The organism is Oleiagrimonas sp. C23AA (assembly GCF_011759385.1).
Lineage (GTDB): Bacteria > Pseudomonadota > Gammaproteobacteria > Xanthomonadales > Rhodanobacteraceae > Oleiagrimonas.
Map to the genome: position 1 here is coordinate 401538 of NZ_JAARLY010000001.1, position 12476 is coordinate 414013.

General features: G+C 65.5%; 16 protein-coding genes. 3 read left to right on the forward strand and 13 right to left on the reverse strand.

Features of this window, described 5'->3' with window-relative positions:
* The first annotated feature begins 333 nt into the window (after positions 1-333).
* A complete protein-coding gene (locus HBF24_RS01675; RefSeq protein ID WP_167167965.1) occupies positions 334-1287 on the forward strand; it encodes an RluA family pseudouridine synthase in 954 nt (317 codons plus the stop codon).
* A 14-nt stretch (positions 1288-1301) separates the two neighbouring features.
* Here HBF24_RS01675 and HBF24_RS01680 read toward each other — a convergent pair whose 3' ends face one another.
* Positions 1302-2834 (reverse strand): CPBP family glutamic-type intramembrane protease, encoded by a 1533-nt coding sequence (locus HBF24_RS01680; RefSeq protein ID WP_167167968.1) that lies wholly within the window; start codon positions 2832-2834, stop codon positions 1302-1304.
* Positions 2834-3172 carry a 4a-hydroxytetrahydrobiopterin dehydratase gene (locus HBF24_RS01685; protein ID WP_167167971.1) on the reverse strand — a complete coding sequence of 113 codons (339 nt, stop codon included), beginning with the start codon at positions 3170-3172 and terminating at the stop codon, positions 2834-2836. Before HBF24_RS01685 ends, HBF24_RS01680 begins: the two co-directional genes overlap by 1 nt.
* 128 nt (positions 3173-3300) lie before the next feature.
* On the opposite strand from HBF24_RS01685, the gene HBF24_RS01690 reads away from it, so the two are divergent.
* Positions 3301-3909, forward strand: a complete 609-nt coding sequence (locus HBF24_RS01690; protein WP_167167974.1) for an NfuA family Fe-S biogenesis protein — start codon at positions 3301-3303, stop codon at positions 3907-3909.
* A gap of 93 nt (positions 3910-4002) precedes the next feature.
* On the opposite strand, the gene HBF24_RS01695 is transcribed toward HBF24_RS01690, so the two are convergent.
* The 9 genes from HBF24_RS01695 to HBF24_RS01735 all read right to left on the reverse strand — a co-directional run bounded on the left by HBF24_RS01695 (position 4003) and on the right by HBF24_RS01735 (position 10402).
* Complete coding sequence (locus HBF24_RS01695; protein WP_167167977.1) at positions 4003-4359, reverse strand: cytochrome c; 357 nt, start codon at positions 4357-4359, stop codon at positions 4003-4005.
* 27 nt (positions 4360-4386) lie between these two features.
* The gene (locus tag HBF24_RS01700; RefSeq protein ID WP_167167980.1) at positions 4387-4713 is read right to left on the reverse strand and encodes a cytochrome c; all 327 of its coding nucleotides are present in this window, start codon (positions 4711-4713) and stop codon (positions 4387-4389) included.
* Between the two features lie 203 nt (positions 4714-4916).
* Positions 4917-6140: a TraB/GumN family protein gene (locus HBF24_RS01705; protein ID WP_167167983.1), complete on the reverse strand. Its 1224-nt coding sequence runs from the start codon at positions 6138-6140 to the stop codon at positions 4917-4919.
* Between the two features lie 99 nt (positions 6141-6239).
* Positions 6240-7127: a carbon-nitrogen hydrolase gene (locus HBF24_RS01710; RefSeq protein ID WP_167167985.1), complete on the reverse strand. Its 888-nt coding sequence runs from the start codon at positions 7125-7127 to the stop codon at positions 6240-6242.
* A gap of 34 nt (positions 7128-7161) precedes the next feature.
* Positions 7162-7695, reverse strand: a complete 534-nt coding sequence (locus HBF24_RS01715; RefSeq protein WP_206064118.1) for a YbhB/YbcL family Raf kinase inhibitor-like protein — start codon at positions 7693-7695, stop codon at positions 7162-7164.
* A gap of 47 nt (positions 7696-7742) precedes the next feature.
* The gene (locus tag HBF24_RS01720) at positions 7743-8780 is read right to left on the reverse strand and encodes an agmatine deiminase family protein (protein WP_167167988.1); all 1038 of its coding nucleotides are present in this window, start codon (positions 8778-8780) and stop codon (positions 7743-7745) included.
* Positions 8781-8796: 16 nt separating this feature from the next.
* The gene (locus tag HBF24_RS01725; protein ID WP_167167991.1) at positions 8797-9132 is read right to left on the reverse strand and encodes a hypothetical protein; all 336 of its coding nucleotides are present in this window, start codon (positions 9130-9132) and stop codon (positions 8797-8799) included.
* 159 nt (positions 9133-9291) lie between these two features.
* On the reverse strand, positions 9292-9417 hold the full coding sequence (ykgO, locus tag HBF24_RS01730; protein ID WP_029213509.1) for a type B 50S ribosomal protein L36: 126 nt from the start codon (positions 9415-9417) through the stop codon (positions 9292-9294).
* Positions 9418-9475: 58 nt separating this feature from the next.
* Complete coding sequence (locus HBF24_RS01735) at positions 9476-10402, reverse strand: LysR family transcriptional regulator (RefSeq protein ID WP_167167994.1); 927 nt, start codon at positions 10400-10402, stop codon at positions 9476-9478.
* A 309-nt stretch (positions 10403-10711) separates the two neighbouring features.
* Here HBF24_RS01735 and HBF24_RS01740 point away from each other — a divergent pair, with 309 nt between their 5' ends.
* The gene (locus HBF24_RS01740) at positions 10712-11041 is read left to right on the forward strand and encodes a hypothetical protein (protein WP_167167997.1); all 330 of its coding nucleotides are present in this window, start codon (positions 10712-10714) and stop codon (positions 11039-11041) included.
* A gap of 44 nt (positions 11042-11085) precedes the next feature.
* Here HBF24_RS01740 and imuA read toward each other — a convergent pair whose 3' ends face one another.
* The gene (gene imuA, locus HBF24_RS01745; protein ID WP_167167999.1) at positions 11086-11718 is read right to left on the reverse strand and encodes a translesion DNA synthesis-associated protein ImuA; all 633 of its coding nucleotides are present in this window, start codon (positions 11716-11718) and stop codon (positions 11086-11088) included.
* Between the two features lie 78 nt (positions 11719-11796).
* A complete protein-coding gene (gene lexA / locus HBF24_RS01750) occupies positions 11797-12417 on the reverse strand; it encodes a transcriptional repressor LexA (protein WP_167168002.1) in 621 nt (206 codons plus the stop codon).
* Positions 12418-12476 lie beyond the last annotated feature (59 nt).

The following is a 12476-nucleotide window of genomic DNA, read 5'->3' on the forward strand; positions in this document are numbered from 1 at the left end:
CGGCGGCGCCTTGACTCGTGGCGGCCTGCCGGGGATCGCGCCGCAGCTTCCTCGAAGCGGCATGGGTCCAGAGCATTGCCTTTTGCTCCGGCACTAATTGTCGGGTGCCTCGCGCCAAACGATGTGGGCGACCACCACGAAATCAAAGGCGTGGCGGACAAACATCGACCCGAACCGTTACGATGCGTGGCGATCAGCTTTCGGCCGCGTGGAAAAAGGGCGGCCGGGCGTGACGCGCCGGCGTGACGGACAGGTGCCGTACCGAGGCGTATGTCGCCCTCGGCGCTGGCTAGAGCGCGCGGGGAGTATACCTTTCGATTTCGGATTTTTTCAATGCGGACGGCAACTTCGCGTGACACACTTAACACCGTACAACAAGTCCAGGTGGGCGCCGATCGCGATGGCCAGCGCCTGGACAACTGTCTGTCTGCGCTGCTCAAAGGCGTACCGCGCAGCTTGATCTATCGGCTGCTGCGCACCGGCCAGGTCCGGGTCAACGGCAAGCGTGCCAAGCCCGATACGCGGCTGGCCGAGGGCGACACCTTGCGCATTCCGCCGGTGCGCACTGCCGAACGCGATCCGGGCACGCCACCGCCGGGGCTGCTGAAGAGGGTGTCCGAGGCGGTTATTTTCGAGGACAAGCACTTTTTGGCCATCGATAAACCGGCCGGCATCGCCAGTCATGGTGGCAGCGGTATCAGTCACGGCGCCATCGAGTTGCTGCGTGCGGCGCGCCCGAACGAGTCGCTGGAGCTGGTGCACCGCCTGGACCGCGATACCAGCGGCGTATTGGTGTTCGCGCGCAGCCGTGCGGGGCTGACCGGGCTGCAGGCGCTGATCCGCGAAGGTGCCGTCACCAAACAGTACCTGGCCCTGCTGACCGGGCATCCCAGGCGCGGCAAGTTTGATGTGAATGCGCCGCTGCGCAAGTTCGTGCTGCAGGGTGGCGAGCGCATGGTGCGCGTGGCCGATGACGGCAAGCCGGCGCTGACCTTTTTCCGCGAAGTGCAACGGCTATCCGACGACTGCCTGATGCAGGTGACGCTGGACACGGGCCGCACGCATCAGATTCGCGTGCATGCCGCCCATGCGGGCCATCCGTTGGGCGGTGATCCCAAATACGGCGAGCGTGAGGCCAACCAGCGCCTGCGCAAGGCGGGCCTGAAGCGCCTGTTCCTGCATGCGGCGCGCTTCGAATTCGAGCTCGGGGGCAAGGCGTACAGCTTTTCCGCGCCGCTGCCGGACGACCTGAAGGCGGTCATCGACCGGCTGGCCGGTCACGCCTGAGGCTGGGCAGTGTGTCAGCCTCCCAGCAGATAGCGCGCGCTCACCTCAAGTGAGCGCAACCAGCCGTCAGCCAGTGCCGATTGCAGGATCAAGGCGGCCAGCGCATGGGCCAGCGCGATAGGTATGATGGCGCGATTTCGCAGGAAACTTCGCGCCCACCAAAGCTCGGCACCAAAGCACAGCAGCATCAGCCTCGCGTTGGGCGTATGCAGCAAGGCAAAGGCCAGCGCCGTGCCGATCACCGCCAGGCGCGTGCGTGTGGGCCATGCCGATTCGAACAGGCGCAGCACCACCGCCAGCATCAGCCACTGCTGCAACAGTGCCCAGGCCAGGTAGGTGGCGATGTGGCGCCAGCCAAGGGGTTGCCAGATGTGGCCTGCACCCCAGGCCAGGATCAGCGCCGCGACAACCACCAGCCACGGCGTTGTCCAGGCGCGCGCCTGCCCCAGCCAAGCCGCACGCGGCGCGCCGGCCAGACGAAGCCGGCGCGAGACCCAGCCGCCGTAGACGATGCCCAGGACGGCGGCCAGCAGATACGGCCAGCGTGTGTGCAGGCCAAGATGCATGCCGGCGATCAGCCATAGCGGCCCAGCCAGCGCCAGCGCCAGCTGGGCCATGCGCCAGGCCCGCGGATGCTGCGGCCGCTCGGCGCGCCGGTGCACGATACTGGCGCCCATCAGCAGCACATAGATGAGCAGTACGATCCAGGCGCGTTGCGGCGGCGCGGGTGGCGTGATGCCGGTTTCGCTGCCCAGCACCACGGTCGCTGCCGGCAGCATTTGATGGGTCAGGTCTGACAAAGCCAGAATGCGCTGGGATGATGCCAGCGCCGGCAGCGCAATCTGCAGCCACTCGTTGCTGGGTGTGGCAGCTGCCAGTTGCGCCAGCAGCGCGCGGGCGCGAGCCAAGTCATCGGGTAGTGGTACGACGTGCTGGGCGATGGCCAGCGAAGTATCGGCGCGCAGCGATATCTTGCGCAGCGTCAGCGCTTTACCCGCCGGTTGCGTCAGCGCCAGGCGCAACACGGTGGCGTGCGCGCTGCGGCAGGCGCCGGCCTGGTCCGGACGCCAGTCCAGTTTCGCCAAATCCCAGCGTGGCCAATGCGACAGCGGCAGGCTGGCGCGGCATCCGGCGCCATCGAGTGTGGCGCTGCGGATCAGGGCCATGTGGAGCGGACGCTGACCGCCGCCTTCCAGGGTAAGCCAGTGGGCGGTGGCCAGGTCGGCCGGGCGGCTCAGGGGCAGGCCGATTTCATAAGGCGCGTTCGACTCGGCGGTCAGACGCAGGCGCTGCCCGCGTTCGCTGCCGGCGCGTGCCTGGCCGAATGGGCGTTGCGCGACCAGGTTGGCCGGACCGCGCAGCCGCCAGTGCCAGGGCGTGACTCCCTGCTTGAGCTGTTGCAGCTCCACGGCACCCCGGCGCGCCAACTCGTGACCGGTAACGAATCCGGCCAGCAGGTACAGCGCTGCGGCCAGTGCCACGATGATGGCGGCACCGGACAACAGGCTGGCGATGCGTGCCGTGCGCGGCGCCGTGGGTCTTGCCATCAGCGCTGCAGCGCCTCGACGTGTGCGGCACAGATGAAGTCGTTCAGCGACAGGCCACCGACGTCATGCGTGCTGAACAGCACCTGGCAGTGGCCGTAACCGGCTTCCAGGTCGGGATGATGGTCTTCGCGATTGGCAATGAAGCCGACCGCATTGATGAAGCCCAGCGTGTGATGAAAGTCCTTGAAGCTGAAATCCTTGACGATGGCCTTGCCGTCATCGGCCAGCGACCAACCCGGCAGTGCCTCGAGCATGGACTGCGCGGTAGCCTTCTCCAGGCCGTCGCCGGCACCCTTGCGCGGCTGGCAATGCTCGTGCAGAAGTTCCTCGTAGGTCATGTCGGCTCCTTGGGATGCGAAAGGTAGCTTAGCCTCCCGGTGGTGCCGGCAAATGTCAAAGCCTTAGCGTGGCGTTGAATTCGTACTAAAATGGTGCTGTTTTCCAGAAGCTAGTGACGGGACCCGTGATGATCGATATTTCCGAACGCGCGCAAAACTACTTCCGCCACCTGCTCGAGCAGCAGGGCGTGGAAGGGCAGGGCATCCGCCTGTCAGTGGTGCAGGGCGGCACGCCAGCGGCCAACTGTGCGCTCGAATTTTGCGAGCCATCCGAGCTGGATGGCCGCGAGTGGACCGTCGAGTGCACTGGCTTCAACATATATGTGGACGGCGACAGCGTGCGCTGGCTGGACGAGGCCAGCATCGATTTCGAGATCAACGCCACCGGCGGCCAGCTCAACATCCGCGCGCCCAAGATCAAGGGCGAGATTCCCGGTGAGGGCGCCAGCCTGGTCGAGCGCGTGCGCTACGTCATCGATGCCGAGATCAACCCGCAGGTGGCTTCGCATGGTGGCCGCATCAGCCTGCTGGAAGTCAGTGCCGATGGTGTGGTGGTGCTGCAGTTCGGCGGCGGCTGCCATGGTTGCGGCATGGTTGATGTGACCTTGAAGCAGGGCGTGGAGAAGACGCTCAAGACCCGCGTGCCGGAGATCACCGAAGTGCGCGACGCCACCGACCATGCCAGCGGCGAGAACCCCTACTACAGTGGCGAACAGGGCGCTTCGGCGGTGGGTTGAAGCACGGTAGTGACTCGCCGGATATGAAAAGGCCCGGAGCGATCCGGGCCTTTTCATAAATCTTTACTGCCGTGCAGGTGCGAGCTGCGCAGGTCAGTTGCTGTCGCCCTGGATGTAATTCTTGAGCGTATGCAGCTTGCCGCCATCCAGCGTGGCGTAATAGGTGGCAATGTCTTCCATGTCCTGCTGCGAAAGCTGGCCGGCAAAGCCCTTCATGATGGCGTTGTCGCGCTGGCCGCTCTTGTACTCCTTCAGCGCCTGCACGATGTAGTTCTCGTACTGGCCGGCCAGGCGTGGGTACTGCTGGTCGACTGCGTTGCCGTCGGCGCCATGGCAGGCGAAGCACGACACGGCTTTCTTCTTGCCGGCAGCGGCGTTGCCGGCATGCGCGGCAGGTACGCTCAGCGCCAGGGCGGCGGCGAGCACGGACAGGGTGATCACGCTCTTCATGCGTCGGTCCTCGATCCTTTTACGGGCTTACTTCTTGGCCAGGCTGGACAAGTAGGCAGCGATGTCCTGGATGTTCTGCTCAGTCAGGCTCTCGGCTTGCGCGTCCATGGTCGGATGCTTGCGCTTGCCCGTCTTGTATCCGTTGAGCGCGTTGATCAGATACTGCTCGTTCTGGCCGGCAATCTTCGGTACCCGGTAATTGGGGTAGGCGTTTTCGTAGCCCGGTACGCCGTGGCAGCCGGCGCAGGTGTAGACCAGCGTCTTGCCGTTGGCCTTGTTGCCCTCGGCATGCGCGCTGCCGAACGTCATGAGCGCAGCGGCGGTCAGCGTGGCAAGCAGTAGCGATCGCGTCATGGGTGTCATTCCCGCTGTGAACGGCCGTCGCGGCCGCGTCGGTAAAGCGTTAAGTATAGCCTGTCACATGCAGGCCTGGACAAGGGCGCGGCGCGGTGTCGCAACGCACGGCGTCCCCTGGCGCCGGGTGGTATCGCGATCCAAGCCTAGCGCGTTGCGCACGCTGGTGTCGCCAAGCGTTTGCAAGCGGGTGCCGGGCGCGCCTAGAACAGGCTTCGCACGATGTGGATGCCGGCGGCGTACTCGCCAATGATGGTGCCGATGTTGACCAGGGTGAAGATGACAAACACGCGGGCCACGCGATTGCGCCACCAGCCTTTCCATTCGGTGATGTCATGGCGCAGCGCCTCGAAGTCGGCCACCTTGGGCTTGCGCAGCCATACCTCGGTGAGCGCGCCGACGGCGCCGGCCGGAATGCCGGGCCGGAACGGCTTCAGTGGCGCGGCGACGAAGGAGGTCAGTGCGGTCAGCAGGTGTCCGCCACCAAGCAATGCACCGAGGGCGGCGAGGCCGCCGGTGTAGAGCACCCAGTCGCGCAATGCGTCGGTGCCCAGTGCCGGGTTTTTATGGAAGGCGTAGATGATCACGCCGAACACGGCCAGCACCAGCGCCATGGCCATCCACTTGAACCAGGGCGTGCCCTTGGGGGTGGCGCTGAGTTGGCTCACTTCGGTGGCTGGCTCGATATCGGTGTCGCGAAGATGGCCGATCAGCCCCTTCATGTGGCCGGCGCCGACGATGACCAGCACGCGGCGCACCTCGGGTGCCTGGCTGGCTTCCTGGCGCAGGCGTGCGGCCATGTAGCTGTCGCGCTCGGCGATCAGGGCCTGATAAAGCGACTGCGAAGAGCTGGCAAACTCGCGGAAGGCACCTTCGAGCATGTCGCCCTGCTTGAGCTGCTCGATATCGTCCTCGCCGATATCCTCGCGTTCAAACAGGCTGCCGACCAGGCCGCCGAGAATGCCCATCTTTTCGCGAAAGCCCACGTTGCGCCAGGCGCGCTTGAGCGTGGTGCCCACTTCGCGATCGACCAGCCACAGCGGCAATTGCTGCGCCTCGGCGCCGCTCATGCCGGCTTGCATTTCGGCGCCGGGTTCGATGCCGTGCTGCTCGGCAAGGCGGCGCTGAAACGAGGATAAAATCAGGCTGGCCGCGACCATGCCGGTCTTGCCCTGGCGGATCACCTGGAACAGATCCATGCGCTTGAATGCTTCCGGATCGCGCATGCCCTGGGCGCGGCTTTCGCACAGCTCCACCGCCACGGCATCGAACGATTCGCGCTCAAGGATGGCCTGCACCGCCTCCATCGAGCTTCGCGAGACGTGCGCGGTGCCCAGCACCACGTATTCCACGCCGTCACGTCGCACGTGCTCGATCGGCTGGCTGTCGAGAACGTCGGGTGGCGTATCGGTGGAAAGCTCGGTCATGGGTACGGCGGTCAGTACAGGAAGCAGGCAAGCATGGCGGCAACCACGGGGCGGGGCAAGCGCCCCCGCGCTCATCGAAGGCCGCGCGTGGCGCGAGGTTCAGTCGCGAAAGCGCTTGAGCAGGTCGCCATAGGCGTCGATGCGACGATCGCGCAGGAATGGCCAGATGCGGCGCACATTCTCGCTGCGCGCCATGTCGATGCGCGTCATCAGAAGCTCTCGCTCCTCGGTGCCTGCCTGGGCCAGGAACTCGCCCTGCGGGCCGGCGACAAAGCTGGTGCCCCAGAACTGGATGCCGCGGCCCTGGCCGCTGGGGTCCGATTCAAAGCCGGTGCGGTTGCAGGCCAGCAGCGGCAGGCCATTGGCCACCGCGTGGCCGCGCTGCACGGTAACCCAGGCGTCGCGCTGGCGTGCCTTTTCGTCGTCACCATCGGCCGGGTCCCAGCCAATGGCGGTGGGATACAACAGCAGCTCGGCACCGGCCAGCGCCATCAGCCGCGCCGCTTCCGGATACCACTGGTCCCAGCACACCAGGACGCCAAGCTTGCCGACAGAGGTCTGGATCGGCTCAAAGCCCAGGTCGCCCGGGGTGAAATAGAACTTCTCGTAGAACCCGGGATCGTCTGGAATGTGCATCTTGCGATAGGTGCCGGCGATGTCCGCCGAACGATCGAACACTACCGCGGTGTTGTGATAGAGCCCAGCGGCGCGGCGCTCGAACAGCGACGCTACCACCACCAGCTTGAGCTCAGCGGCCAGCGCGCCGATGCGCTTGGTACCCGGGCCGGGAATGGATTCGGCCAGATCAAAGGTGTCGGTGTCCTCGCTCTGGCAGAAGTACGGCCCGTTGTGCAGCTCCTGCAACAGCACTAGCTCGGCGCCTTCGGCGGCCGCTTCGCGCAGGCCTGCTTCAATGGCGTCCAGATTGGCTTCGCGGCTGCCGCGGTCGGTTTCCTGCAGCAGGGCAACGGAGAGGGAACGGGTCATGCCGGAGCATCCTTTGGCGGTTGGAATGGGGCGCTCAGGGGCGCTCGCGTCCATATGTCAGGGTAACTTGCGCGCTATCAAGCGTGTGCGCTTGCACAGCGCGCAATGCATTGGCCGGCGATGTGTCCGGCGCAAGCGCCAGGTGCGCCTGGTCCAGCGCGTAGACCGTGAACACATAGCGATGCGCAGGGCCTGGTGGAGGACAGGGGCCGCCCCAGCCGCGCTGGCCGTAATCGTTGCGCAGGGCGAAGGCTGGCGGTGGCAGTGCGGCATCCTGCTCCAACCCGGATGTGGTCGCAGGAAGGTCCAGCACGAACCAGTGCCACCAACCATGCCCGGTAGGCGCATCCGGGTCGAATACGCCGATAGCCAGGCTCCGCGTCGCCTTGGGTTGACCATGCCAGTGCAGCGTGGGGCGAAGGTTCTGCCCACCGCAATCGCCACCATCAAACGCATAGCGTGGCGCCAGGCGGCCATTCGCATTGGCGCCGGTCACCTCAAGGTGCATGGCATCCGCCTGCGCCCCCGCGCTGACGGCCAACAGCAAGCTGGCCAGAAGGCATCGCATGAGCATCATGGTGAAACCCGGTCGATGAATGGTCACCGGCTGCCCGTTCAGGCCAGCGTGCCCTGCGGCAGTTGCATGGTCACGCAGTGCAGCGAGCCGTTTTGCCAGATCAGCGGTCGGCATGGCACCGGTACCACCTCGCGCCCTGGATGCGCCTGGGCGATCACGGCGGCGGCCTGGTCGTCGGCAGGGTCGCCGTAGGCTGGCATCAGCACGGCGCCATTGACGATCAGGTAATTGGCGTACGAGGCGGCCAGGCGGCGCTCACCATCGATGATGGGCTGCGCCCAGGGCAGCGCATGCAGCGTGTACGCACGGCCGTCGGCCGTGCGCAGTGCGGCCAGTTCGTCGGCCATGCGCTGGAGCTCCTGGTGATGACTGTCACTGCTGTCGTCGCAGGCCTGGTAGACGATGGCGTCATCCGGTGCCAGGCGGGCCAGGGTGTCGATGTGGGCGTCGGTGTCGTCGCCCTCCAGGTAGCCGTGGTCGAGCCACAGCACGCGCGAGGCGTGCAGGCTGCGGCGCAGGCTCTCGCTGATCGCCTCACGTGACAGCGACGGGTGGCGCTGGGTGAGGCAGCGCCAGGTGGTCAGCACCGTGCCGTGGCCATCGCTTTCGATGGCGCCGCCTTCCAGTGCCCAATCGATGCGCTGATGCGCGGCCGGCGCAAACAGGCCGCGCGCCACCAGACCGGTGATCAGTGCATCGTCCTGCTCGGCGCCGAATTTGCCGCCCCAGCCGGTGAAGCGAAAATCGTTGAGCACGCGCTGGCCGTCGCTGGAAACAAGCGTGATCGGCCCGGAATCGCGCAGCCAGGTGTCGTCGTAGGGCAGGGTGACAAAATCGATGCGCGAAAGCTCGGCGCCGGCCTCGCGCAGCAAGCGCTCGGCGCGCTCGCGCAAGGCCTGGTCGGCCACGCAGATGCGCAGCGGCTCGAAGCGCGCAATGGCGCAGGCCAGGGCGATATAAGTGGTTTCGGTATCGACCAGGCGTGGCGCCCAGTCGGTGCCCTGGTGGGGCCAGGCAATAAGCACCCCGGCCTGCGGCTCCCATTCGGCCGGCAGGCGAAGATCGGAAACAGTCATGTCGTGCGTGGCGTCTCTAGCGGGCGCTCTGCGGATGGCGGTTGTTGCCGGCCGGCGTGTTGAGCACCGAGTGGATGACATGGTTGCGCTCGAAATACACGATGTAGTGCTTGTATTCCCAGCGATGGATGACCGGATGCAGGCGCGCATCGCCGCCGCGCGGGCTGAGCTTGCGCAGCGGATGGCCAAAGTGTTTTTCCACCTGCGCCATGCTCATGCCGCGGGTGGGCATCGGCATGTGACTCTCCTGCTGTACGCGACGCATCAGCAGGTCATCGGCGTGAGCCGTTGCAGGCAGTGCAATCAAGGCGGCCATGATAGCCAGCGGCAAGGCAAGCACGAACTTGGACATGAGCGATCTCCCCGTGGCGCCTGTGCGCCGTGTCAGGCCCATTTTTAACAGAAGCGCGCGTGCTTAGCCATGGCTGCGACTCATGGTGGGCGCCACGTGCAGATACAAAAAAGGGCCGCCTCGGGGCGACCCTTTTCCGCACATCCGGCAAAGCGTCGATCAGCGCTGACGCGCCTTGAAGCGCGGGTTGCTCTTGCAGATCACAAACACTTTGCCGCGACGGCGCACGACCTTGCAGTCGCGGTGGCGCGACTTGGCGGACTTGAGCGAGGAAAGCACCTTCACGGCTGGCTCCTGATGAATCAAAGCGAAATAAAGCGGAAATTATAGAGACCGATCCGGCTTATGGCAAGCCTTTGGGCGCATCACCATGCAGCGGCTCCAGCGTATCGACAAATCGCTTTAGCACCGGCGAGCGATTATCGGCCCGACAGGCCAAGGCAAGCAACTGGCTGGCCCCCGGATCGGACAGCGCCAGCATGGCCACGCCAGACAGCTGCACCGCACGCAGCGAGGCCGGCACCAGCGCCATGCCCACACCCGCCGATACCAGCGCCAGCAGCGCGGTGACCTGACGTGCCTCCTGGCGGATGCTCGGGTGAAAGCCAGCGCGGGCGGCCAGGCGCGTGAGCGTGTCGTACAAGGTGGTGCTGTGTGCTCGCGGCTGCGCTACAAAGGCCTCGTCGGCCACCTCCTTCAGGGCGATGGGGTTTTCGCGCGTCGCCAGCCGATGGCTGGCCGGCATGGCCAGCAGCAGGGGTTCGTGATCAAGCACGATCAGGCGCAGGTTCTGTTCCAGCTGGCGATGTTTGGGCAGGGCGCGAACCAGGCCGGCATCGATCTGATCATCGGCGGCCAGGGCGGTGTATTGGGCTTCGGTATACATCTCGGTCAGCTCCACCTGTACCGAAGGAGCGTGGCTGGAAAAGCGCAGCAGCGTCTGCGGCAGCGCCGGATGAAACGCCACCGAGGCAGGGTAGGCCAGTCGCAAACGCCCGGTGTACCCAGCCGCCGCGTCGGCCACGCGTGCACGTGCGCCATCGGCATGGGCCAGGATGTCGCGGGCTTCCTCAAGAAACAGTCGACCGGGCTCGGTCAGCGCCACGCGGCGCTTGTTGCGGTCGAGCAGGGTGACGCCCAGATCCTGCTCCAGCGCCTGGATCTGCTGCGACAAGGGCGGCTGCGACATGTGCAGGCGTCGCGCCGCCTGCGTGAAGCTCAGCGTTTCGGCCACCGCCACGAAGTAACGTAACTGGCGCAGGTCAAACATATATGTAAACCAAATAAGTAGGGCACGAAAAATATATTGGATTTGGTCAATGGCTGCACGTAAAGTTCGCTCCACGTTCGCTGCCACCCCCTCCCCCTGGGCAGCGGACACCGCCTCGCAGGCGGCGCTAACAAGCAGTATCGACCTCTCCCCCTCCCCCCTGTCGATACTGACGCGCCGTCCCTGCGGGGCGTTTCTATGTCCGCGCTCCGAAAATGTACCCATCTCCTGGGCGTGGTGATCGGGAAGCTCCCTCTCACGGCCAAGTCGCGGTACGCTGCCACGTCCGTATGCTGAGTCGAGGCGCGCATGAAAGCCGTTGATGTAGTGATTGGTATCGGTGCGGCAGCCACTCTGGCGCTGGCCGGCTATGCGGTTTATCGCGCCCACGGACAGGATATGAGCGAGCCGGTCACCAACCCGGTGGTCCAGTTCGCACCCTGCCGCTCCATGGCGGGGCGGCAAAAGGTAATGTGCCAGGTGGATATTGCGCGCAAGGCGGGGCAGGCGCACTGCATCGGCGGGCGCCTGTTCCATGTCTATCGAGATGCCAAGGGACATCGCCACAGCGATCCCTGGCCCAAGACGTTGCATTGCCAGGCCACCGACGTGCAGCCGACACCGCCGGCCTCGCAATAACTGTTAGCGAGTGTGCGGCGGCCCAGCGCTCGGGTGGGCGTGCGTTAGTTGGAGAGCAGGTGGCCGCGTGGCAGCGGTGTCACCGCGTGGTGTTGAAAGCGACCGCGTGATTTCAGCACATCGACCCGCGTATGGCCGTGCTCGGCACACACATGCAGGCGCAGACCGGCTGGGCTGTTGTGTGCGGCCTCGGCGGCCGGGCGAAACAGCAGCGCCAGGCTGTCGCCACTTTCGGCGGCCAGCTGCAGGCGGCGCAGGCTGCGATAGTCCAGCTGGCCGATCCAGGCGATCACCGCACCGCAACCGCCGCTGCGCAGACACTGCTCCATGGTCCACACCGCTTCGGGACCCTCGGCAGCAAGCTGATTGAGCTGGCGAAGATCCACGCCGGCCGCTCGCAGCGCCGGTGCGTAGGGCACATAGGGCGGGTTGATCAGTACCACGCGGCGGCCTTCACGGGTCAGTGCCTTCAATGCCGGCAAGGCCAGGTTGAAGTCACCCAGGCCATCGTGCTCGGAAAGCATTTCGCTCAAGGCGCCCTGGGGCCAGCCGCCGCCCGGAAGCTGCGCATCCAGTTCAGCCCGTCCGGTGGAACGAGTGCGGACATGGGCCATGCCGGAGGTGGCTTGGCGCCAGGCGGCAGGGTGGTGCAGGACATCGGCGAGTGCGTGGCTCATGGCGTACCTTCATGGGACGGGCGCGAAGCTTGCCGGCAGCGGAGCGGCAAGCTGGCGCAAATGAAGACAAGTAGGGCGTTACAGGCTGCGGATGACGCCGACGCAGCGGCCCTCGATGGCAAAACTTTCCGCTTGCGAGGCCTCGACCACGATGGGCTCGAAATCCTCGTTTTCCGGCAACAGCAGCAGGTGATCGCGTTCGCGCCTGAGACGCTTGACGGTGACCTCCTCGTCGATGCGGGCGACCACGATCTGGCCGTTTTCGGCCTGCGGCGTGCGGTGCACGGCAATCATGTCGCCGTCAAAAATACCCACATTGCGCATGCTCAAACCCACCACACGCAACAGGTAGTCGGCTTGTGGCCGGAACAGGGCCGGATCGACTTCGACCTGTCGCTCGATATGCTCGGCGGCCAGAATGGGCGCGCCCGCGGCGACGCGTCCAACCAGCGGCAGTTCGATGCTCTGGCGGTGCCAGGAAGGCGCATCCGGCAGGCGCAGCCCGCGATGATGCGACGAGCGCTCCAGCACGCCCTTGTTCACCAGCGAGGTGATGCACGATTGCGCCGAGCTGTGGCTGGGAAAGCCCAGGCTGTCGGCAATTTCGCGCAGTGTCGGCGGCCGGCCTTCAGCATTGACGTAATCGCGCACGAAGGCGAGGACCTGATGCTGACGGTGGGAAAGGGCTGTCGTACTCATGATGTACGAATGTACGTATTTGTCGTCAGCCGCGCAAGTGCCACCTGCCGACGATAGCT

What these genes read in the sequence shown, in the direction of transcription:
- HBF24_RS01735 (WP_167167994.1), bottom strand. Translation starts at nt 10,402, where the DNA reads ATGTTTGACCTGCGCCAGTTACGTTACTTCGTGGCGGTGGCCGAAACG.
- HBF24_RS01695 (WP_167167977.1), bottom strand. Translation starts at nt 4,359, where the DNA reads ATGAAGAGCGTGATCACCCTGTCCGTGCTCGCCGCCGCCCTGGCGCTG.
- HBF24_RS01705 (WP_167167983.1), bottom strand. Translation starts at nt 6,140, where the DNA reads ATGACCGAGCTTTCCACCGATACGCCACCCGACGTTCTCGACAGCCAG.
- HBF24_RS01680 (WP_167167968.1), bottom strand. Translation starts at nt 2,834, where the DNA reads ATGGCAAGACCCACGGCGCCGCGCACGGCACGCATCGCCAGCCTGTTG.
- HBF24_RS01685 (WP_167167971.1), bottom strand. Translation starts at nt 3,172, where the DNA reads ATGACCTACGAGGAACTTCTGCACGAGCATTGCCAGCCGCGCAAGGGT.
- HBF24_RS01740 (WP_167167997.1), top strand. Translation starts at nt 10,712, where the DNA reads ATGAAAGCCGTTGATGTAGTGATTGGTATCGGTGCGGCAGCCACTCTG.
- HBF24_RS01720 (WP_167167988.1), bottom strand. Translation starts at nt 8,780, where the DNA reads ATGACTGTTTCCGATCTTCGCCTGCCGGCCGAATGGGAGCCGCAGGCC.
- imuA (WP_167167999.1), bottom strand. Translation starts at nt 11,718, where the DNA reads ATGAGCCACGCACTCGCCGATGTCCTGCACCACCCTGCCGCCTGGCGC.
- HBF24_RS01675 (WP_167167965.1), top strand. Translation starts at nt 334, where the DNA reads ATGCGGACGGCAACTTCGCGTGACACACTTAACACCGTACAACAAGTC.
- HBF24_RS01715 (WP_206064118.1), bottom strand. Translation starts at nt 7,695, where the DNA reads ATGCGATGCCTTCTGGCCAGCTTGCTGTTGGCCGTCAGCGCGGGGGCG.
- HBF24_RS01725 (WP_167167991.1), bottom strand. Translation starts at nt 9,132, where the DNA reads ATGTCCAAGTTCGTGCTTGCCTTGCCGCTGGCTATCATGGCCGCCTTG.
- lexA (WP_167168002.1), bottom strand. Translation starts at nt 12,417, where the DNA reads ATGAGTACGACAGCCCTTTCCCACCGTCAGCATCAGGTCCTCGCCTTC.
- HBF24_RS01690 (WP_167167974.1), top strand. Translation starts at nt 3,301, where the DNA reads ATGATCGATATTTCCGAACGCGCGCAAAACTACTTCCGCCACCTGCTC.
- HBF24_RS01710 (WP_167167985.1), bottom strand. Translation starts at nt 7,127, where the DNA reads ATGACCCGTTCCCTCTCCGTTGCCCTGCTGCAGGAAACCGACCGCGGC.
- HBF24_RS01700 (WP_167167980.1), bottom strand. Translation starts at nt 4,713, where the DNA reads ATGACGCGATCGCTACTGCTTGCCACGCTGACCGCCGCTGCGCTCATG.